Annotated in this window: 17 protein-coding genes; 9 read left to right on the top strand and 8 right to left on the bottom strand. The window is 65.2% G+C overall.

What is annotated here, in order from left to right; translation table 11 throughout:
- Window positions 1–13: 13 nt before the first annotated feature.
- The 8 genes from gspL to ASR47_RS23640 are packed head-to-tail and all read left to right on the top strand — an operon-like array spanning window position 14 to window position 10,355.
- Entirely contained in the window at window positions 14–1,243 is a 1,230-nt protein-coding gene (gspL, locus tag ASR47_RS23675) for a type II secretion system protein GspL (RefSeq protein ID WP_065310227.1), read from the top strand.
- Window positions 1,240–1,773: a type II secretion system protein GspM gene (gspM, locus tag ASR47_RS23670; RefSeq protein ID WP_065310226.1), complete on the top strand. Its 534-nt coding sequence runs from the start codon at window positions 1,240–1,242 to the stop codon at window positions 1,771–1,773. Before gspL ends, gspM begins: the two co-directional genes overlap by 4 nt.
- Window positions 1,770–2,546 carry a type II secretion system protein N gene (locus ASR47_RS23665; RefSeq protein ID WP_065310225.1) on the top strand — a complete coding sequence of 259 codons (777 nt, stop codon included), beginning with the start codon at window positions 1,770–1,772 and terminating at the stop codon, window positions 2,544–2,546. Before gspM ends, ASR47_RS23665 begins: the two co-directional genes overlap by 4 nt.
- A complete protein-coding gene (gspD, locus tag ASR47_RS23660; protein WP_065310224.1) occupies window positions 2,543–4,813 on the top strand; it encodes a type II secretion system secretin GspD in 2,271 nt (756 codons plus the stop codon). Before ASR47_RS23665 ends, gspD begins: the two co-directional genes overlap by 4 nt.
- 10 nt (window positions 4,814–4,823) lie before the next feature.
- The gene (gspE, locus tag ASR47_RS23655; protein ID WP_065310223.1) at window positions 4,824–6,245 is read left to right on the top strand and encodes a type II secretion system ATPase GspE; all 1,422 of its coding nucleotides are present in this window, start codon (window positions 4,824–4,826) and stop codon (window positions 6,243–6,245) included.
- Window positions 6,246–6,255: 10 nt separating this feature from the next.
- A complete protein-coding gene (gspF, locus tag ASR47_RS23650; RefSeq protein WP_065310222.1) occupies window positions 6,256–7,476 on the top strand; it encodes a type II secretion system inner membrane protein GspF in 1,221 nt (406 codons plus the stop codon).
- A gap of 18 nt (window positions 7,477–7,494) precedes the next feature.
- The gene (locus ASR47_RS23645; protein WP_082989124.1) at window positions 7,495–8,070 is read left to right on the top strand and encodes a type II secretion system protein N; all 576 of its coding nucleotides are present in this window, start codon (window positions 7,495–7,497) and stop codon (window positions 8,068–8,070) included.
- A 29-nt stretch (window positions 8,071–8,099) separates the two neighbouring features.
- Entirely contained in the window at window positions 8,100–10,355 is a 2,256-nt protein-coding gene (locus ASR47_RS23640) for a patatin-like phospholipase family protein (protein WP_065310220.1), read from the top strand.
- Here the strand turns inward: ASR47_RS23640 and ASR47_RS23635 are convergent.
- The 8 genes from ASR47_RS23635 to ASR47_RS23600 form a co-directional block, all read right to left on the bottom strand.
- The gene (locus ASR47_RS23635) at window positions 10,328–11,113 is read right to left on the bottom strand and encodes a helix-turn-helix domain-containing protein (RefSeq protein WP_065310219.1); all 786 of its coding nucleotides are present in this window, start codon (window positions 11,111–11,113) and stop codon (window positions 10,328–10,330) included. The genes ASR47_RS23640 and ASR47_RS23635 overlap by 28 nt on opposite strands.
- 215 nt (window positions 11,114–11,328) lie before the next feature.
- Complete coding sequence (gene hslU, locus ASR47_RS23630; RefSeq protein WP_065310331.1) at window positions 11,329–12,684, bottom strand: ATP-dependent protease ATPase subunit HslU; 1,356 nt, start codon at window positions 12,682–12,684, stop codon at window positions 11,329–11,331.
- Between the two features lie 26 nt (window positions 12,685–12,710).
- Complete coding sequence (gene hslV, locus ASR47_RS23625) at window positions 12,711–13,247, bottom strand: ATP-dependent protease subunit HslV (protein WP_065310218.1); 537 nt, start codon at window positions 13,245–13,247, stop codon at window positions 12,711–12,713.
- A gap of 165 nt (window positions 13,248–13,412) precedes the next feature.
- Window positions 13,413–13,865: an RNA polymerase-binding protein DksA gene (gene dksA, locus ASR47_RS23620; RefSeq protein ID WP_065310217.1), complete on the bottom strand. Its 453-nt coding sequence runs from the start codon at window positions 13,863–13,865 to the stop codon at window positions 13,413–13,415.
- A gap of 475 nt (window positions 13,866–14,340) precedes the next feature.
- Window positions 14,341–15,435: a CobW family GTP-binding protein gene (locus ASR47_RS23615; protein WP_065310216.1), complete on the bottom strand. Its 1,095-nt coding sequence runs from the start codon at window positions 15,433–15,435 to the stop codon at window positions 14,341–14,343.
- Between the two features lie 139 nt (window positions 15,436–15,574).
- Window positions 15,575–16,522, bottom strand: a complete 948-nt coding sequence (locus tag ASR47_RS23610) for a tyrosine recombinase XerC (protein ID WP_065310215.1) — start codon at window positions 16,520–16,522, stop codon at window positions 15,575–15,577.
- Window positions 16,523–16,526: 4 nt separating this feature from the next.
- Complete coding sequence (locus ASR47_RS23605; RefSeq protein ID WP_065310214.1) at window positions 16,527–17,198, bottom strand: DUF484 family protein; 672 nt, start codon at window positions 17,196–17,198, stop codon at window positions 16,527–16,529.
- A gap of 156 nt (window positions 17,199–17,354) precedes the next feature.
- On the bottom strand, window positions 17,355–18,446 hold the full coding sequence (locus ASR47_RS23600; RefSeq protein WP_065310213.1) for a porin: 1,092 nt from the start codon (window positions 18,444–18,446) through the stop codon (window positions 17,355–17,357).
- 444 nt (window positions 18,447–18,890) lie between these two features.
- Between ASR47_RS23600 and ASR47_RS23595 the strand changes: the two genes are divergently transcribed.
- Entirely contained in the window at window positions 18,891–20,354 is a 1,464-nt protein-coding gene (locus tag ASR47_RS23595) for a tetratricopeptide repeat protein (protein WP_065310212.1), read from the top strand.
- Window positions 20,355–20,377: the final 23 nt, after the last annotated feature.

Raw genomic sequence — 20,377 nt, 5'->3', positions numbered from 1 at the left:
AAAGCGAGTCCCTTTGACAACTTTGTATATCCGCCACCCGGCCAAGGCGTCCCTTGACGCTGCCGCCGCATGCGCCTTTGTGCTGGCCGGCGACGGCGGCGCGCTGCAGCAGCAGGGCAATGCCGCGCTGGGCAGCCTGGGCCAGCTGATCGCCGGCGCGCAGCGCGTGGTGCTGCTGCTGGCGGCGGCCGACGTGACCCTGCTGCGCCTGAAAACCCCGCCGCTGGCCGGCGCGCGCCTGCGCGCGGCCCTGCCTGGCCTGGTGGAAGAACATATCCTCGGCGACGCGCAGGACTGCGTGCTGGCCGCCGGCGCGCCTGACGCCGCCGGCCTGCGCACGGTGGCCGTGGCGCAGCGCGCCTGGGTCGAAGTGCTGGTGCAGGCCTTGCTGGCGCAGGGCGCGCGCAAGGTGGCCGTGCTGCCATCGCAACTGTGCCTGCCGCTGCCGCCTGGCGGTGTATCGGCCAGCCTGCATGCGGGCAGCCAGGGCATTGAGCTGGCCTTGCGCCAGACGCCGCAGGAAGGCCTGGGCCTGGTGCTGCCGCTGGACGCGCAACAGGCGCTGGCGACCACGCGCGCGTTTGCGGGCGACGTGCCGCTGACGCTCTACGTGGCGCAGGACGCACTGGCGCAGTACCAGCAACTGGCGCAGGAGGTGGCAGGCGTGACGGTGGAAGTCGATCACTGGGCGCACTGGATCGCCGCCAGCCGCACCGCCGCGCTGGACCTGGCGCCTGCGCTGGGGGCGGGCGGCGCGGCCGCGCGCGACTGGGCGCGCTGGCGCTGGCCGCTGCGCCTGGCGATCCTGGCGGTGATCGTCAACCTCGCTGGCCTCAATATCGAATGGTCGCGCCTGAAGCGCGAAGTGGCGACGGTGCAGACCTCGATGCAGCAAACCTTCAAGGCGGCGTACCCGAACGAGGCGCCGGTATTCGGCCTGGAAGCCGAACAGATGCGGCGCAATATCGCCGCGGCGCGCTTGCAGGGCGGCCAGGCCAGCATGGATGACTTCACCAGCATGAGCGCGGCGCTGGGCGAGGCCCTGGGCGGCCTGGCCGGGCGCGGCGTGGTGGCCTCGCTCGAATACCGCGAGCGCAGCCTGATCGTGCGCATCAAGCCCGACATGGTCGACGCCAGCGCCCAGGCGCAGGTGAAACAGGGGCTGGCCGCGCGCAAGCTGGCCTTGAACGAGACGGAGCCGGGCGTGTGGAAAATCACGGTCGCCACGGGAGCATCAGCATGAGCATCGCATTGAACAAGGGCCGCGCGGCACTGGCCACGCGCCAGCAGGCCCTGCTGGCCTTCTGGGCCGAACGCACGGCGCAGGAACGCAAATTACTTTCCATCGGCGCGGTGGTGGCCGGCCTGGCGCTGGTGTATGCGGTGTTGTTCGAGCCGGCCTGGAACGGCCGCATCGCGCTGCAAAAGAGCTTGCCCGAGCTGCGCCAGCAGGCGGCCGTGCTGCAATCGCTGGCGCGCGAAGCGGGAGAATTGTCGCGCCAGGCGCCGGTGCAGGTGGCGCCCATGAACCGCGAGAGCCTCGATGCGTCGCTGAAAGCGCGCGGCCTGGCGCCGCAGTCGCTGTCACTGACCGGTGAATATGCGCGCGTGCAGTTGAACGGCGTGCCGTTTGCCAGCGTCATGCTGTGGCTGGACGGCTTGCGCCGCGAAGGCCGCATCGCGGTGCAGGACGCGAAGATCACGGCGCAAGGCAAGGCGGGCATGGTCGACGCCACCTTGTCGCTGCACCAGAGCCCGGGCGTGACACGATGAAGCGCGCGGTGCTGTGGCTGCTGGCGATCGTCGTCAGCGTGTGCCTGACCCTGCTGGTGTTTTTCCCGGCCGCCTGGGTTGCCACCATCGTTGAAAAGCAGACCGGCGGGCGTTTGACCTTGGGCGACGCGCAAGGTACCCTGTGGCGCGGTTCGGCCTTTGTCGGCGGCGCGGCCAGTGCCGGCGGCGCCGTCACGCCATTGTTGCCTGGCCGCTTCAACTGGCGCATTGCGCCGTCGGTGCTGTGGGGATCGGTCGACGTCGAACTGCAAAATGCCGAAGCGCTGTCGCAGCCGGTCAATCTGCGCGGCTCCTGGTCGCACTGGCAGGTCAGCCCGGCGGCGCTGCTGCTGCCGGCCGATGGCCTGGGCGGCCTGGGCGCGCCCCTGAATACGGTGGCGCCGACCGGCAGCATGCGCCTGTCGTGGAGCACCTTGCAGCTGGCCCTGGAGCAGCAGCAGTTTTCGGCCGTCGGGCGTACCACCTTGCAGATGACGGACATGGCGTCGCGCCTGTCGTCGCTGCGCCCGCTGGGCAGTTATGAACTCGATTTCGACTGGCAGGGGCAGCAGGCCCAGTTGACATTGCGCTCGATGAAAGGCCCGCTGCTGCTTGACGGCAGCGGCAGCCTCAATCACGGGCGCATGCAGTTTTCCGGCCAGGCCCAGGCCGCAGCAGGATATGAAGAGACCTTGGCGAGTTTGTTGAATTTGCTGGGACAGCGCCGTAGCAATAGCGAAAAAAACATTATCGCCCTAGAGTTTAGACAATGAAAAAATCATCCGTGAGCCCAATTCCATTTTCCTTCTCGCTGCGCCGCCTGTCCGCCGCCGCCCTGCTGTGCTGTTCGGTGGCCGGCATGCCGGCGCCGGCCTGGTCCGCGCCCGGCGACGAGGCGGCGCTCAACTTCGTCGCCGCCGACATCGAATCGGTGATCAAGGCGGTCGGCCATTACACCAACATCAATTTCGTGATCGACCCGCGCGTCAAGGGCACGATCACGCTGGTGTCGGAAAAATCGATCAGCAAGACCCAGGCCTTTGCGCTGCTGGCCTCGGCCCTGCGCCTGCAAGGCTATGCGGTGGTGTCGGGCGACGGCTACGCCAAGGTGGTGCCGGAAGCGGACGCCAAGCTGCAGTCGGTGCCAACCCAGGTGGGCAATGGCAGCAGCCAGGTCAAGGGCGACCAGATCGCCACCCAGGTGTTTTACCTGAACTATGAATCGTCGGCCAACCTGCTGGCCGTGCTGCGCCCGCTGATCTCGCCGAACAACACGATCAATGCCAACCCGGGCAACAACTCGCTGGTGATCACCGACTATGCCGACAACCTCAAGCGCATGGCGAAAATCATCGCCGCGCTCGACGTGCCGGCCTCGACCGACATGGACGTGATCCCGGTGCGCTATGCGATCGCCTCGGACCTGGCGGCGATGGTCAACAAGCTGATGGAGGGCGGCAATGCCGGCGCCGCCGGCGCGGCAGCCGATAGCGGCAAGGTGTCGGTGCTGGCCGACCCGCGCACCAATTCGCTGGTGCTGCGCGCGCCCTCGGCGGCGCGCGCCAACCTGGCCAAGTCGCTGATCTCCAAGCTGGACCAGCCCACCACGCAGCTGGGCAATGTGCACGTGGTGTACCTGAAGAACGCCGACGCCACCAAGCTGGCGCAGACGCTGCGCTCGGTGGTGACCTCGGACGGCTCGGCCGCCACCGCGCAGCAGGGCACCAGCAACAATAACAATTCGCTCAATAACAACGGCAATCAGGGCATCAACAACAGCGGCATGAACAGCTCGGGCCTGGGCGGCGGCACGCAAAGCGGCACCACCGGCGGCGCCTCGCTCAACAACGGTCCGCAGCAGCTGTCCTCGGGCGGCGCGGCCGGCTTTATCCAGGCCGACGCGTCGACCAATACCCTGATCCTCACCTGTAATGAAGCTGTGTATCGCAACCTGCGCGCCGTGATCGACCAGCTCGACGTGCGCCGCGCCCAGGTGTATATCGAGGCGCTGATCGTCGAAGTGACGTCCGCCAAGGCCTCCGAATTCGGCGTGCAGTGGCTCGGCCTGTCCGGCGACAGCACCAGCAATTACCGCGTCGGCGCCTTGCAGTCGTTCGCCAGCGGCACCACCAACAATATCGCCGCGCTGGCCACCGGCAAGGGCGCCGTGCTGCCGACCGGCGGCCTGACGCTGGGCATCTTCAAGCAGATCAACGGCGCGCTGGGACTGGGCGCGCTGGCCCATGCGCTGGAGTCCGACGGCAACGCCAACATCCTGTCGACGCCGAACCTGATCACGCTCGACAACGAGCTGGCCACCATCAAGGTGGGCCAGAACGTGCCTATCCTGACGGGCCAGTTCACCAGTTCGTCCGGCACCAATACCAACCCGTTCCAGACCATCGACCGCAAGGAGGTGGGCCTGACCTTGAAAGTGCGCCCGCAGATTTCCGAAGGCGGCACCATCAAGCTGGGCATCTATCACGAGACCTCGAGCGTCGACAAGTCGACGGCGTCGGCCGCCAGCGGCATCACCATCAACAACCGCGTGATCGAAAACAATGTGCTGGCCGACGATGGCCAGATCATCGTGCTCGGTGGCCTGATCGAGGACAGCACCGGCGACAACGCGGAAAAAGTGCGCGGCCTCGGCGACATTCCGCTGCTGGGCAATCTGTTCAAGTACCAGACGCGCGAGCGCAAGAAAACCAATCTGATGATCTTCTTGCGCCCTGTCATCGTGCGCAACAAGGAGCAGAGCGGCACGCTGGCGTCGGACCGCTACGACTACATGCGCGCGGCCGAATCGGCGGCGGTGCCGGCCACCGGCAACCTGATGCTCAAGGACCTGGGCACGCCGGTGCTGCCGGCGCTGCACGATGGCCAGCCGGTGGGCGGCAATATGGTGACGCGTCCGGTGCCGGCGGCGCCATTGCCGCCGCCAGGCGCGCCGGCCAACGCCGCCACGCCGCCGACCATGCTGCAGCAGTACCAGCAGCAAAACCGGCAGCAGAATCCACCGCAAAATCCGCAACAGTGATCGGTCAGCCATGAGTAATTTGCTTCCTTACGCCTACGCGCGCGATTTTGGCCTGCTGGCCCGGGCCGGCGCGCAGGACGGTGGCGCGGTCGAGGTGCTGGTGGCCGTGTCGACGGCGCCGTCGGCGATCGCCGAAGTGTCGCGCCGTTTCGGCCAGATCCAGTTGAAAGTGCTTGCGCGCGAGGAACTCGACGCGGCCATTGCCGGCGCCTACGCCGGTGGGGGCGGCAACGCGACCCAGATGGCCGACGAATTCGACGCCGATCTGGACTTGACCAAGCTGCTGCAGGACGTGCCGGCGATCGAGGATTTGCTCGAGTCGTCCGACGACGCGCCGGTGATCCGCATGATCAATGCGCTGCTTACGCAGGCGCTGCGCGAAGGCGCCTCCGACATCCATATCGAGCCGTTCGAGCAGACCTCGGTGGTGCGCTTTCGCATCGACGGCAGCCTGCGCGACGTGGTGCGCCCCAGAAAAGCCATCCACGGTTCGCTGATCTCGCGCATCAAGATCATGGCGCAGCTCGACATCGCCGAAAAACGCCTGCCGCAGGACGGCCGCATCACCTTGCGCGTCGGCGGCAAGCCGGTCGACGTGCGCGTCTCGACCCTGCCCACCGGCCACGGTGAACGCGCCGTGTTGCGTTTGCTGGACAAGGAGGCCGGGCGGCTCGACCTGCAGCACCTGGGCATGAGCGCGCCCATGCTGAAGCAGTTCGACGGCCTGCTCACCCAGCCGCACGGCATCGTGCTGGTCACCGGCCCGACCGGGTCGGGCAAGACCACCACCCTGTATGCGGCGCTGTCGATGCTCAACGCCACCACCACCAATATCCTGACGGTGGAAGATCCGATCGAGTACGACCTGGCGGGCGTGGGCCAGACGCAGGTCAATGCGCGCATCGACATGACGTTCGCCAAGGCCCTGCGCGCAATTTTGCGCCAGGACCCGGACGTGATCATGATCGGCGAGATCCGCGACCTGGAAACGGCGCAGATCGCCGTGCAGGCGTCCCTCACGGGCCACCTGGTGCTGGCCACCCTGCACACCAACGACGCGTCGGCGGCCGTCACGCGCCTGCTCGACATGGGCATCGAGCCGTTCCTGCTGTCGTCGTCGCTCTTGGGCGTGCTGGCGCAGCGGCTGGTGCGCAAACTCTGTGGCGCCTGCAAGACCTTCGATGGCCAATACTGGCAGGCGGCCGGCTGCGAGCAGTGCGGCCACACCGGCTACCAGGGCCGCGTGGGTGTCTATGAACTGCTGCGCACGACCGAGCAGATCCGCGCGCAGATCCACAACCGCGCCTCGGAAGCGGAGGTGCGCGCCGTGGCCCTGCAGGACGGCATGAGCGGCATGCGCGAGGACGGCGAACGCTGGCTGCGCGACGGCACCACCACGCAGGCCGAGCTGCTGCGCGTGACCAAAGACTAGGCCCGCCACCATGCCCGCATTCCGCTATGAAGCCGTCGACGCCGTCGGCGCCACCCGCAAGGGCGTGCTCAATGCCGACAGCCCGCGCGCCGCGCGCGCCGAACTGCGCCTGCAAGGCCTGGTGCCGCTGGCCGTCGACCTGATCGCCGCGCAAGTCGATGCGGCCGGCGTGACGCGCCGGCGCGGCTTCGGCGAGCGCCTGTCGACCACCGAGCTGGCGCTGTTTACGCGCCAGCTGGCCAGCCTGCTCGAAGCGGGCCTGCCGCTGGAGCAGGCGTTTTCCGCCCTGCTGGAACAGGCCGAGCGGCCCTATTTGCGCGACCTGATCGCCTCGATCCGCTCCGAAGTGATCGGTGGCGCGGCGTTTTCCGACGTGCTGGCGCGCCATCCGCGCGACTTTGCCGAGATCTACCGCGCGCTGGTGGCCTCGGGCGAGCAGATCGGCCATTTGTCGCGCGTGCTGTCGCGCCTGGCCGACTATATCGAGCGGCGCAATGCGCTGGTGCAGAAGGTGAAACTGGCGTTTACCTATCCGGCCATCGTCACGGTGGTGGCGTTTTCGATCGTGATCTTCCTGCTCACCTACGTGGTGCCGCAGATCGTCTCGGTGTTTGCCAACACCAAGCAGAAGCTGCCGCTGCTGACCGTGATCATGCTGGCGCTGTCGGACTTCGTGCGCCACTACGGCCTGGTGGTGGGTGTTGCGCTGGTCGGCGCCTGGGTGGCCTGGCGCCGGGCCCTGCAGCAGCCGGCGTTGAAACGGCGCTGGCATACCTGGCTGCTGACGGCGCCGCTGTACGGCAAGTTCGAACGCAGCCTGAACACGGCGCGTTTCGCCAGCACCCTGGCCATTACCACCGGTTCGGGCGTGCCGATTTTGCGTGCGCTCGACACCAGCCGCGACACCCTGACCAATGTGGCGATGCAGGAGCTGGTAGCCGAGGCCAGCGGCGCCGTGCGCGAGGGCGTCAGCCTGGCGCGCGCGCTGTCGGCGCAAAAGCACTTTCCGCCGATGCTGATCCACATGATACGGGCCGGCGAAATCACCGGCGAACTGCCGGCCATGCTGGAACGCGCCGCCAGCGCCCAGGAGCAGGACCTCGAACGGCGCACCCTGACCATTGCCGGCCTGCTCGAACCGGCCCTGATCCTGGCGATGGGCGTGGTGGTGCTGCTGATCGTGCTGGCCGTGCTGATGCCGATTATTGAAATCAATCAGTTAGTGCGTTAAAAAAGAATCTGGAAAATCATGAAGCGTCTGCCTCAATTTGTAACTTTGCTCGCCCTGGTGGCGCTGTCCGTGTCGCTGGCCTATTGGGCCATGCAGCTGTTCAAGGCGCCGCAACGGCCGATCAATCCGCCGCCGGTGCCTGTGGTGCAGGACGCCAGCGTGGAGGCGGGGGCGGCGCTGTTCGGCGGCCAGGTCAGCGTGGCCACCGCCAGCAATTACCAGTTGCGCGGCGTGGTGGCGGCCGCCAATGGCCGCGGCAGCGTGGCCATCATCGCCACCGACGGCCAGCCGGCCAAGGCCTATCCGAGCGGTGCCGAAGTGGCGCCCGGCGTGACGGTGCGCGAGGTGCAGGCGCGCTACGTGCTGCTGCAGGATGGCGGCGCGAGCCGTCGCATCGAACTGGTGGCCGACGACAAGGCGCTGGCGCTGCCGTCGATGACGCCGCTGCCGGCCAGCGTGGCGCCGCCAACGCCAACGCCGGCGCCAGCCCCGGCGGCGTCCCTGGTGCCGCCGCCGCTGCCGATGGAAGCGCGTCCGCCCGTGACGGTGGCGCCGGCCGGGCAGGTCACGACCAGCCAGCCGCCGTCGAATTGAGTTTGACCGCCCTTACTCCAGGAGTTGCCATGTTGTCACTGCGTGCCGTTCTTGCCGGCTGCATGGCGGCCTTGTGCTGCCTGCCGCTGGCCGCCGCCCATGCCGCGCCGGACGCCGCTGCCGCATCTGGCGCAGCGGCCGCAACCACCGCCGCCAACAGCGCGCGTCCGCGCGTGGCGCTGGTGCTGTCGGGCGGCGGCGCGCGCGGCTTTGCCCATATCGGCGTATTGAAGGTGCTGCAAGAGCTGCATGTGCCGATCGACATGGTGGTCGGTACCAGCATGGGTGGCGTGGTCGGCGGCGCCTATGCGGCCGGCGCCTCGGTGGCGGAGCTGGAAAAAATGGTTCGCGATACCAATTGGGAGCGCGTGGTGGCTGACCGCCCGCCGCGCGAGGAGCTGGCGTTCCGGCGCCGCGAGGAAGACTTGCTGCTGTCGTCACGCATCGAGTTCGGCGTCAGCCGCGACGGCATTTCGACGCCGCCGGCGGCCGCCAGCAATGCGGCGCTGGAGGTGGCCCTGGGCCGTTTGCTGCCCGCCGGCATGCGCGACCGTCCCGCCAACGCCCTGCCGCTGCCATTTCGTTCGGTCGCCTCGGACCTCGTCAACGGCGAGCTGGTGGAACTGGTCGACACGCCGCTGTTCCTGTCGATGCGCGCCTCGCTGGCCGTGCCCGGGGTGTTTTCGCCAGTACGCGTCAACAACCGCCTGGTGGTCGATGGCGGCCTGGTGCGCAACCTGCCGGTGGACATGGCGCGCGCCATGGGCGCCGACATCATTATCGCCGTCAACGTCGGCACGCCGCTGGCGCCCGAAAAAGAGCTGGGCAGCGCAATCGGCGTGGCGCAGCAGATGCTGCAGATTCTCACCGAGCAGAACGTGCAGCGCTCGCTGAAGGAGCTGCGCCCAAGCGATATCCTGGTGGCGCCCGACCTGTCAGGCGTCAGTTTTCTCGATTTTGCGAACTATGCGCGCGCCATGCGCGCCGGCGAACAGGCGGCGCAGGCGCTGGCCGCGCGCCTGGCGCCGCTGGCGCTGCCGCCGGAACAATATGCGGCGCGCGAGCAGCTGCGCCTGGCCGCGCCGGCCTTGCTGGACGTGGCCCTGCCGCTGACGCGCCTGGCGCTCGAAAGCGAGGGCGATATCAATCCGCGCACCCTGCAGGCGCAAGCTGGCCTGGTGCAAGGCCAGATGGTCAGCCAGGCCGACGTGCAGACGGCGGCGGCGCGCCTGTATGGCCGTGGCGATATCGCCCGTGTTGAGACGGCGGTGGTCGACGCCGGCGAGCAGCGCACGGTGACCATCAACGCGGTCGAAGCGCCGTGGGCCAGCAACCGCCTGCGCGTGGGGCTGGAGCTGGGCAGCGACTTCAAGGACAGCAATACCTTTGCATTGAAACTGCTGCACGTGGCCTCGAACCTGAACAGCTGGGGCGGCGAATTGCGCAGCATCGCGCAGATCGGCACCACGCGCGACTTCGGGGTGCAGTTCTGGCAGCCGCTGGGGGCCGGCAATCCGTGGTATATCGCGCCCAGCTTGCAATACACCTCGTCGGCGTTCGACCTGTTCGACCGGGGCCGGCGCAGCGAGCGCATGGCCTATCGCGCCCATGGCGCCTCGCTGGTGCTGGGCCGCCAGTTCGGCTACTGGGGCGACCTGCAACTGGGCGTCATTCGCAGCCGTGTCAAAGGCAGCGTGGTGATACCGGCCGATCCCGGCCTGCCGGAACAGCGCGCGACCGATACCAGTCAGTTCGTGCAGTTTCGCGTCGATACGCTCGACGGCACCGGCTTTCCCACGCGTGGCGTGCTGCTCGACGCCACCTGGATGCACTCGCCGTCATCCGGCGTCGGCGAAACCGGCCTGGGCCGTTCGTCGGTCAAGGCCATGAAGGCGTTTGGCCGTGGCAACTGGGCCGGCCATGTGTATGGCGAATGGGCGCGTGCCCAGCATGGCGAGGCGCCGCTGGACCTGGGCGGCTTCCTGCGCCTGTCGGGCACCGAATTCGAATCGGTGACGGGGCGCAGCGTGGCGCTGGCGCGGCTGGTGATGGCGCGCCGTATCGGCTCGCTGCCGAGCACCCTGGGCGGCGCCGTGCGCGCCGGCTTTTCGCTGGAGATGGGCGGCGGCTTCGATCAGAGCGAACGCTGGAAGGCCAGCAAATTCACCCAGGCCGGCAGCGCCTTTATTTCGGTCGACACGCGTTTCGGTCCCGTGTATGTGGCCGGCGGCGCGTCCAAGGGCGGCGAGGGCACGCTTTATCTGTTCCTCGGACCGGCCTGGTGAGAGGCGGGTGCGGCGGCCGCCGGCGCGCTGCGGCGCAAGGCGGTAAATGCGGCAAACTCCCATGAGCGAAAGCCCAGCAGCAGTGTGAATCCGTCGCGCTCGTCGGCCGCCAGGCGCCGGTCACTCTGGTGCAGCCGCGCCAGTTCCTCGGCCAGCTGGCGGATCTTTTGCACCATCTCCTGCGCGCTGGGCAGGCTCAGGCGGGCTGGAATGCACATCAGCGTTTCGCCGGCGCCGTCAAAATGGCCGCTGAAGTAATCGGCCACCACATGCTCGCGGAAATACTGCTGCACCGGGCCGTCGGCCAGCCAGTGAAAGGCGTTCGACACGCGCAGGCTGTAGCGGTTCAGCGGCTTCAATTCGATCAGGCCCAGGCGGTCCAGTTCGGCCAGGTAGACGATGCACTCGGCCTGCGTCAGCGCATAGGTCTCCACCACCTGTTCCAGGTTCCAGTGGCCCAGGCAGCAGATCGCCACCAGCAGCAGGCGCGGCTGCGCCACCAGGGATTTTTCCTGCACCAGGGTCAGCGTATCGGCGTGCGGCGTGATGTCGGCCGCGCCGCGCAGCACGTCCTCCATGGCGATGCCGGCCGCCTTGCAGATCAGGGCCAGGCGCGACAGCGACATGTCGTGCTGGCCGAACATGCGCTTGACGCTCGACTCGCTCATGCCGATGCGCGCGGCCAGCACCTTGTAGGTCATGCCGACGGCGCGCAGCTCGGTGCGCAGCACGCGCAGTACCAGTTCGGGGGAGCTCATGATCTATCCTTTGTGCAAGTTTGGTTCCGTATGGCGATACCAAATGTAGCTGTTAATGCCACTTTGCACAAGCTGATAGGACTTCGGAGGAAAAACATCGACACTGTGATCGCGCGTGCCGGCGACGGTACGTGGCACCGAACAGCCTGGCGGCATCCGATGGCCTGATCGGGGACGCCCCACCGGGGGCGTCCTCAGGCGGCCTGCCTGCGTGCTTACAGTACGTAGCGCGACAGGTCTTCGTTGACCGACAGCGCTTCGAGGCGCTCGTTGACATAGGCCGCATCGATGACCAGCAGGTTCTCGCCGGCGCTGCTGCCTTCGCTGGCTGTAAACGACACTTCTTCCAGCAGCTTTTCCATCACCGTGTGCAGGCGCCGCGCACCGATGTTTTCCGTGCGCTCGTTGACCGAATAGGCGATTTCAGCCAGCCGCGTGATGCCTTCGGGCGCGAACTCCAGCTTCAGGTTTTCGGTCGCCAGCAGCGCTTCGTACTGCATCGTCAGGCAGGCGTCGGTGCTGGTCAGGATGCGTTCGAAATCGGCGATCGACAGCGATTCGAGCTCGACCCGGATCGGGAAGCGTCCCTGCAGTTCCGGAATCAGGTCCGACGGCTTGGACAGATGAAACGCGCCCGACGCGATGAACAGGATATGGTCGGTGCGTATCATGCCGTACTTGGTATTGACGGTGGTGCCTTCGACCAGCGGCAGCAGGTCGCGCTGCACGCCGGCGCGCGAAATGTCGGCGTTGCCCGATTCCGACCGCGAGGCGATCTTGTCGATCTCGTCGAGGAACACGATGCCGTTCTGTTCGACGTTCTGGATCGCTTTCTGCTTCAGTTCATCTTCGTTGACCAGCTTGGCCGCTTCTTCCTCGACCAGCAATTTGAGCGCGTCCTTGATCTTGACCTTGCGCGCCTTCTTGCGTGCGCCGCCGCCGGCGCCCGAAAACATCGACTTGATCTGTTCGGTCATCTCTTCCATGCCCGGTGGCGCCATGAAGTCGATCTGCGGACCGGCTTCGGCCAGGTCGATTTCGATTTCCTTGTCGTCCAGCTCGCCCTGGCGCAGGCGCTTGCGGAAGGTCTGGCGCGTGCTGTCGCCGCTGCCGGTATCGACCGCCGCCGGCGCATTCGGCGTAAAGCCGAAGTCGCGCGCCGGCGGCACCAGGATATCGATCACGCGGTCTTCGGCCGCATCCTCGGCGCGTGCGCGCACTTTTTTCATTTCCAGTGAACGCGTCTGCTTGATGCCGATGTCGATCAGGTCGCGGATGATGGTGTCGACATCGCGGCCCACGTAACCGACTTCGGTAAATTTGGTCGCTTCGATCTTGATGAAGGGCGCCTCGGCCAGCTTGGCCAGGCGGCGCGCGATCTCGGTCTTGCCGACGCCGGTGGGGCCGATCATCAGGATATTCTTGGGCGTGATTTCATGGCGCAGCGGCTCGGCCACCTGCTGGCGGCGCCAGCGGTTGCGCAAGGCAATGGCGACGGCGCGCTTGGCCCGGGCCTGGCCCACCACGTGTTTGTCGAGTTCGGTGACGATTTCCGACGGGGTCATGTTCATGATCATATTCTGCTCAGCTTTCCGACTTAATCCAACGTTTCAATGATGTGCGACATATTCGTATAGATGCACAGTTCGCCGGCGATGGTCAGCGACTTCTTGACCACTTCGGCCGGCGACAGGTCGGTGTTTTCCTGCAGCGCCTTGGCGGCCGACTGGGCGTAGGTGCCGCCCGAGCCGATGGCGCCGATGCCGTCTTCCGGTTCCAGCACGTCGCCGTTACCGGTGATCACCAGGGTCGACTCGCTGTCGGCCACCAGCAGCATCGCTTCCAGGCGGCGCAGCACGCGGTCGGTGCGCCAGTCCTTGGCCAGTTCGACCGAGGCGCGCAGCAGATTGCCCTGGTGTTTTTCCAGCTTGCCTTCGAAGCGGTCGAGCAGGGTAAACGCGTCGGCGGTGCCGCCGGCAAAGCCGACCAGGACCTTGCCCTGGTACAGCTTGCGTACCTTGCGGGCCGTGCCCTTCATGACGATGTTGCCCAGGGTAACCTGGCCGTCGCCGCCGAGCGCGACTTGTTTGCCGCGCCGTACGCAGAGGATGGTAGTGCCGTGAAATTGTTCCATAGTGCCCTCAAAGTGTCGTGCCGAGCCGGCGATTGCGCCGTGATGGCTCAAAAGTGGGGATGGTTCAGGCAATTGCAAGCGATATGGACAACGGCTGCGCAGGGACGAAAAAAAAGCATGCGGCCGCAGCCGCATGCTTTTACCTGCGCCAGGACGACGGGAAAATCAGTCGCCGTACAGTTTCTGTTTCAGTTCGCGCCGTTGCTGCGCTTCCAGCGACAGGGTGGCGGTCGGGCGCGCGATCAGGCGCGGAATGCCGATCGGCTCGCCCGTTTCTTCGCACCAGCCATAGTCGCCGGCGTCGATGCTGGCGATCGATTGCTGCACTTTTTTCAGCAGTTTGCGTTCGCGGTCGCGCGTGCGCAGTTCCAGCGCATGCTCTTCCTCGATGGTGGCGCGGTCGGCCGGATCGGGTACCAGCACGGTTTCGCGCAGGTGTTCGGTGGTTTCGCCGGCGTTTTTCAGCAGCTCTTTTTCCAGCTGTTGCAGGCGCGCCTTGAAGAATGCCAGTTGCGCCGGATTCATGTAGTCATCCTCGCTCATGGCGCGAATCGCTTCTTCGCTGATGACAGGGATGTCCTGATTGGCGGCCGGGGTCGATTTATTAGTTTTGGTCATGACTTCGCTTACCTTCGATACGACAGAGTTTTCAAATTGATCAGTTGATGCGGCGATGCCGAGCAACTGTACAGGTTCCGCTGGGCATTGCTGTCCGGATGTACTGCTTGCGACCTTGGCTTGCCGGCACCGGTCCGGACCAGGGTCCGATCATGGTGCCATGTTGATAACTTTTTACCGCTTTATGCCAGTCTCGCTGCAGGGGCGTCGACGGGCGTGTTGGGTGGATCGGTTGCATGCCTGGCGTGCCGCCATGGGCAGTTTGCCAGCCTTTCATGACAGGCTCACGACAGGGGCCGTTTTCGTCGCTGATTTTGGCACGCTTTGCGGTATATTGCCATCCCGATTTGTTGCCGGAGCGATCATCTGTCGCCCCTCTCGGTTGATACCGGCAAGTTTGCCTGCGGACAGCGGGAAAGCATGCTTGACTTTCCCTTGCTTGTTTGCAATGGGTAAATCGCAAAACCCGGCTAGTTTATACCAAACACTGTTCGAGTCCGCGAATAAAAATATCTTTTGGTAGATTTTTGCCAATAAATACCATTTTGCTGCCGCGTACTTCATCCTCGCCCCATTTGGCGCCCAGGTCACTGCCCATCAGCTGGTGCACGCCCTGGAACACCACCTTGCGCTCGGCGCCCTGCATCAGCAGGACGCCCTTGTAGCGCAGCATGCGCGGGCCATACACCTGCACCAGGCCACCGAGGAATTCGTCGAGCCTGGCGCTGTCGAACGGCTGCGTGCTCTTGAAAACAAAGGCGGCAATATCGTCGCTGTGATGTGCGTGATGGTGGTCGGCATGGCCGCAATCGGTGGCGCAGGCATCGCTGTGCTCATGCTCATCTCCGTGCTCATCTCCGTGCTCATGTCCGTGCGCGTGCGGATGGTCATGATCATGGACATGCGCGCTTTCGGTGGCCAGGAAATCCGGGTCCAGTTCCAGCTTTTCGTTCAGGTTGAAGCCGCGGATATCGAGCACTTCGGCGATCGGCGCGCGGCCGAAGTCGACTTTGCCTATCGGTGCGCGCGGATTGATGCGTTTCAGGCGGCGGCTCAGGGTATCGAGCTCGTCTGCACTGACCAGATCGGTTTTCGACAGCAGCAGCTTGTCGGCAAAGCCGACCTGGCGCTGGGCCTCCTCGTAGTCGTCGAGTTGCTGCATGGCATGGCGCGCGTCGACCACGGTGATGATGGCGTCGAGCATGTAATGGCTGCCCACTTCTTCATCGACAAAAAAGGTTTGCGCCACCGGCCCGGGATTGGCCAGGCCCGTCGTTTCGATGACGACGCGGTCAAAGGACAAGGTGCCCGCATCGCGCTTTTGCGCCAGCGCCGTCAGCGCCACGATCAGGTCGCCGCGCACGGTGCAGCAGATGCAGCCGTTGTTCATTTCAATGATCTGTTCGCTGCTATCCTGCACCAGGATTTCATTGTCGATGTTTTCCTGGCCAAATTCATTTTCGATCACGGCGATGCGCATGCCGTGGTCTTCCTGCAAGATGCGGTTGAGCAACGTGGTTTTGCCGGCGCCCAGGAAGCCGGTGAGGATGGTAGCGGGGATCATTGCCATGTAATAAACCTATGCGGTGAGTCGATGTTGCCGCCGTTGTTGTCGGCGTATCCGGACGATTATGCCGGAATTTCACAAATGCTTGCAAATGCGCGGGAATCGGCTTGACATGGATCACACCACCGAGCTTGCGGGTCTTTTACTTGACCTTGGCGCGCGGATGGGTCTTGTCGTACACCTGCGACAGGTGCTGGAAGTCGAGCGCCGTATACACCTGGGTCGAGGTGATGCTCGCGTGGCCCAGCATTTCCTGCACCGCCCGCAAGTCGCCCGACGATTGCAGCACATGCGAGGCGAACGAGTGGCGCAGCACGTGCGGATGCACATTGGCGGGAATGCCGGTCGCCAGTCCATGGGCTTTCAGGCGCAGCTGCAGCACGCGCGGCGAGATGCGCGTGCCGCGGCGGCTCAAAAACAGCGCCGCGCTGCCGTCGCTCGAAGGCGGGCGCACGGCCAGCCAGGCCGCCAGGGCGACCAGGGCGGCCTTGCCGACCGGCACCTTGCGCATCTTGTTGCCCTTGCCGGTTACCACCACTTCAAAGCTGGCCATGTCGATCCAGCCCAGTGACGCGGGCTGGCCGTCCCCGGCCTTGTGATAATGGGTGTCCAGGCTGGTCAGTTCCGACACGCGCAGGCCGCTCGAATACAGCAGTTCGAACATGGCGCGGCTGCACAGTTCTTCACGCTCGGCCTTGCCCTGCTGGTGCGGCGCGGGCGCCACCAGGCGCACTGCGTCATCGACCGACAGGGCCTTGGGCAAGCTCTTTGAGCGCTTGGGCGCGCGGATGCCGTCGACCGGGTTGGCGGCCAGTACCGTCTCGCCGCTGAGCCAGTCGAAAAAGCCGCGCCAGGCCGACAGCTTGCGGGCGATGGAACGCGGTTCCAGGCCGCCCGCGTGCAGTTTCGAGGTGTAGCGGCGCAGCTCGTTGTGCGCCAGCGCATCCCAGGCGATATCGCCGCTCAGCACCAGCAATTCGCGCAGGTCGCGCCCGTAGGCCGCCACGGTGTGCGGCGACAGCTTGCGCTGGGTGGCCAGCTGCGCCAGGTAAGCGGCCAGCCACTCGGCCTTGCCGCGCGCCGTGCTCATGGCCTTACGCCGGCGCGCGCAAGGCGGCCAGCGCCGCGCTGGCGGTGGCGCCGATATGCACGAGGAAATCGGTACCCATGCTGGAGGTGAAGCGTTCGCTGTCGGGCGAACCGAGCACCAGCAGGCCGAAGGTGCCGCTGCCGCCCGGTGCGCGCAGGGCGATCATCACGGTCGAGGCGATCTTGTCCGATTGCAGCCAGTGCACGGCTTCGAAATCGCGGTTGCTGCCGCAATACGGGGTTTGCAGGCTGTTGGCGAACATGCGCACGTCGGCCGTCACATCCTGGGCGTACCAGGCGTCGTTGAACTCGGGCGCCAGCTGCCACAGCCGCAGGCTGGCATGGGGTACGTCAAAATGGCTTTGCAGGGCGTCGACCAGCACGCGCGGCATGGCGCCGTCGTCGCGTACCTGCAGCATGGCCTGGTTCCAGCCATGGAATTTGTTGGCGATGGCGCCGTTTTCCTGGGCCACGCGGCTGAGGTTGGACATGCGCAGCTCGAGCGCCTTGTACTTGTCGCGCATCACTTCCATCTGCCGTTCCTGCAGCGAGATGGTGCGCCCCGTGATCGGGCTGCTCAGCTTGACCTCACCGAGCAGGGCGGTGTGTTCTTCGAAAAAGTTCGGATGCTCGCTCAGATACTGGGCGACAGTGTTTGCGTCGAGTGGTGCGGTCATTGATGGAGGCAATCAGTAGTCATGGAAATCGCCTGATTCTAACCGACAGCGCGCCGCAGGATGCGGCAAAAGCGTGCGGCCATGAAAAAAGCGGCATGGTTGCCCATGCCGCTTGGTCTTCCATGTGCCGCCGGTCAGGCCTGGCGGCTCAGGTCATCAGAAGTTGTGATGCAAGCCGATGCCGACGTAATTGTCGGTACGCGAAACATTATAGTTGCCGGTATAGACGCCGGCGTTGACCGAGTAATTGGCCAGTTTCTTATTTGAAATATCAGCGTAGAGGTAGGTGCGTTTCGACAGGTTGTAGTCATAGCCCAGCGATGCCTGCTTGGTCTTGACCACGCCGTCCGGCGTTTTCTGGCCATAACCTACGCGAATCTTGCCCGGTCCGACGTCGTAGTTGGCGCCGATCAGCCATGCCTTGGTGTCGGTATTGACGATCTTGAAGTTGCTGTCGTCCTGATGCTGGTACGACGCCATCAGTTTCAGTTCTGGCACCGGATTGAACGAGGCGGCAACCGACCACAGCTTGGCTTGCAGGCCATTGCGCTCGTAGGCGCCCATGGCGGCGAACTGGCCGTAGTTATAGGTGAGCGACATCGAGTAAGGGTTCGAAGCCGGCGCGACGTTGCCTGGCACGACAAAGTTGCCGTTCGGGTTGCTGATCGCGTTGCGCAGGGTACCACCCACGGCGGCGTTGCCGTTCGCTTCCTTGGCCGCCACGGTGGCGTTGAACTGGAAGCCGCTGAACACTGTCGAGTTATAGAACACGGCGTTCGAGAAACGGTTCTGCGAATTGCCTGCCGGGCTCAGCGGATCACTGGTATAGCCAGCGACCGTGATATCGGTCTGGAAACCAGCGCGGGTCGGCATGCCGGACCATGGTTCGAATGCGGTGCTCGATTCCTGGAAGGCGGTCAGGCCACGGCCCAGGCGGATGGTACCGAAGTTGCCTTGCAGGCCGACGCGGCTCTGGCCCTGGAACAGTGGGCGCGCATTGCTTTCCAGTGTACCGGTGTCCGATTCATAGCGGATTTCCAGTTGGAAAATAGCTTTCAGGCCATTGCCCAGATCTTCCGTACCCTTGAAACCCAGCTTGTTGTTATCGCGCTTGGTGACAGCGGTGGTCGAGCCCGTCGTCTTGCCCAGGCCGGCATCGATGGTGCCGTAGATCTGAACCGACGATTGTGCTTGCGCGGTAGCGGCGAAGGCGCCGAAGAGGGCGAGGGCAACGAGTGATTTTTTCATGTCTTTTTCCCTAGTTAAAGTGGTTTCCGTCAGAGATCCGAGCAGAGTGAAAGGCGCCGAGTGCCGCGTTTCGATGAGTCAACCTTAATTCTTCGGCACGGCGCACGCGTGGGATTGGTCAAATATGGATGAAAAAATTGGTGGAAAGCCCAACAAGCAGCTTGTGCTGTTGTATTTTCGTAACGCCGGCTTTTTCCCGTGTGCTGCGCCTGGCCCTGTCACTGCCCCTTGGCGTGCCTTTATTGGTGTCCGTCCGCTGCTCTTGTAAGCAAAGAAAATATTGCGATTAATCAATTTCCCCATCGTCCATGGGCGATTCGGCACGTAACGACGTTACACTATGTAACAGTTTGCACGGCGTGACAGCGTTTTCAACGCGCGTGATACCGTGACAAGCGTGGAGACAGCAGATTATTAGAATCATTGACTCAATATAGAGAATCGATGGCAAATCGCGAAATTTTAGGATTGATCAAGGGAGCGCGTGCGGGCGATGTCAGTTGCCAGCTGGCGCTGGGCAGAGTGTATCTGTTTGGCCACGGCGTGCCGAAAAGCGTGCCGACGGCCTTGCACTGGCTGGCGCGCGCGGCGCAGGACGGCAGCGAGGAGGCGTGTCTGTTGATCGGCACGCATGTGCCGTTCGAACTGGCGCAAGCGGGCGCCAGGGCGCTGATCCCCTATTATGAACAGGCGTTTGACGCCGGCCTGGCGCAGGCCGGCCTGGTACTGGCGCAACTGGTGCTGGCCGACTGCGCCAGCCACGGCGAGGCGATACGCGCCAAGGCCAGGCTGGGACTGGAAGCGGCGGCGCGGGCCGGCTTGCCCGATGCGCAATGGCTGCTGTCGCGGCAGGACGGCGCGCAAGGTCCGGTGGCACAGCGCGGCGGCGAAGCGTGGCTGGAGCAGGCCTGGCTGTCGGGCGACCAGGCCGGCTTTCTCACGCATGCGATGCCGCTGGCGCGCGAATTGCTGCAGCGCCAGCCCGTCAACGGCGCGCGCAGCATCGCCCTGACACCGGCCCAGGTGCTGCTGCTGTCGCGCTGCGCGCAGGCGCTGGCGCCCACTGGCTGCACCGAGAGCTGGCAGTGCTGCGAACTGGCGGCGCATGGCGGCGACCGCGCCGCGCAGCTGGAACTGGGTCTCGGCTATGCGCGCATGGACGCCCATGGCCGCAAGCTGGCCGCACGCAATGGCGCCGCCAATTTCAAGCGCGCCGTGCGCTGGCTGACGCAGGCCGGCGAGCAGGGCCTGGCCGAAGCCTGGTTCGTGCTGTCGCGCATTTATACCAAACCCGAATTTTCCCAGCGTAATGTGGTCGAAGCGCATTGCTGCCTGGAACGCGCCGCCGACCTGGGCCATGGGCCGGCCCAGCTCGAATGCGGCATGCATGCCTGGCGTAACCGCCGCGACGGCGTCAACAGCGACGTGCGCGCCGCCTACTGGCTGCTGCAGGCGCAGTCGCAAGGCAGCGGCGAGGCCGAAGCGGTACTGGCAAAAATCGCGCCGCGCGCCGAGCCGGGCGACTGGGGCCAGTTTGCCAGCGCCCCCAATGCCGCGCTCAAGCGCGACCTCGACCTGAGCCAGCCCTTGCTGGCGGGGCGGCTGGCGCTGGCGCGCTGCTTCCACCTGACGCGCGCCGAAGCGCTGTTGCTCGATATCCATGCGGCGGACCAGGGACATTGCTTGCTGATCGATATCAGCGCCGCGCATGGCCGCGGCAAGCGGCGACTGGCGCTGATCGGCTCGGCCCAGGAACGCCAGGTGCTCGACCAGGTGCTGCGCACGTTCGAACGCGTCGATTGTGGCCTGGACGGTCCGGAGGGCAATTACCGGCAGCGTCTGTACCGCCTGAAATGCTATCTGGCGGAACTGGACGCGCCGCAGGAGCAGGAGGCCCTGGCCGCTTAACTACGCCTGACAAAACCGTAGCG

It is taken from the genome of Janthinobacterium psychrotolerans (assembly GCF_001677885.1).
Lineage (GTDB): Bacteria > Pseudomonadota > Gammaproteobacteria > Burkholderiales > Burkholderiaceae_D > Janthinobacterium > Janthinobacterium psychrotolerans.
Note: the sequence above shows the minus strand (reverse complement) of the source record. Positions and strands in the feature narration are given on the sequence as shown.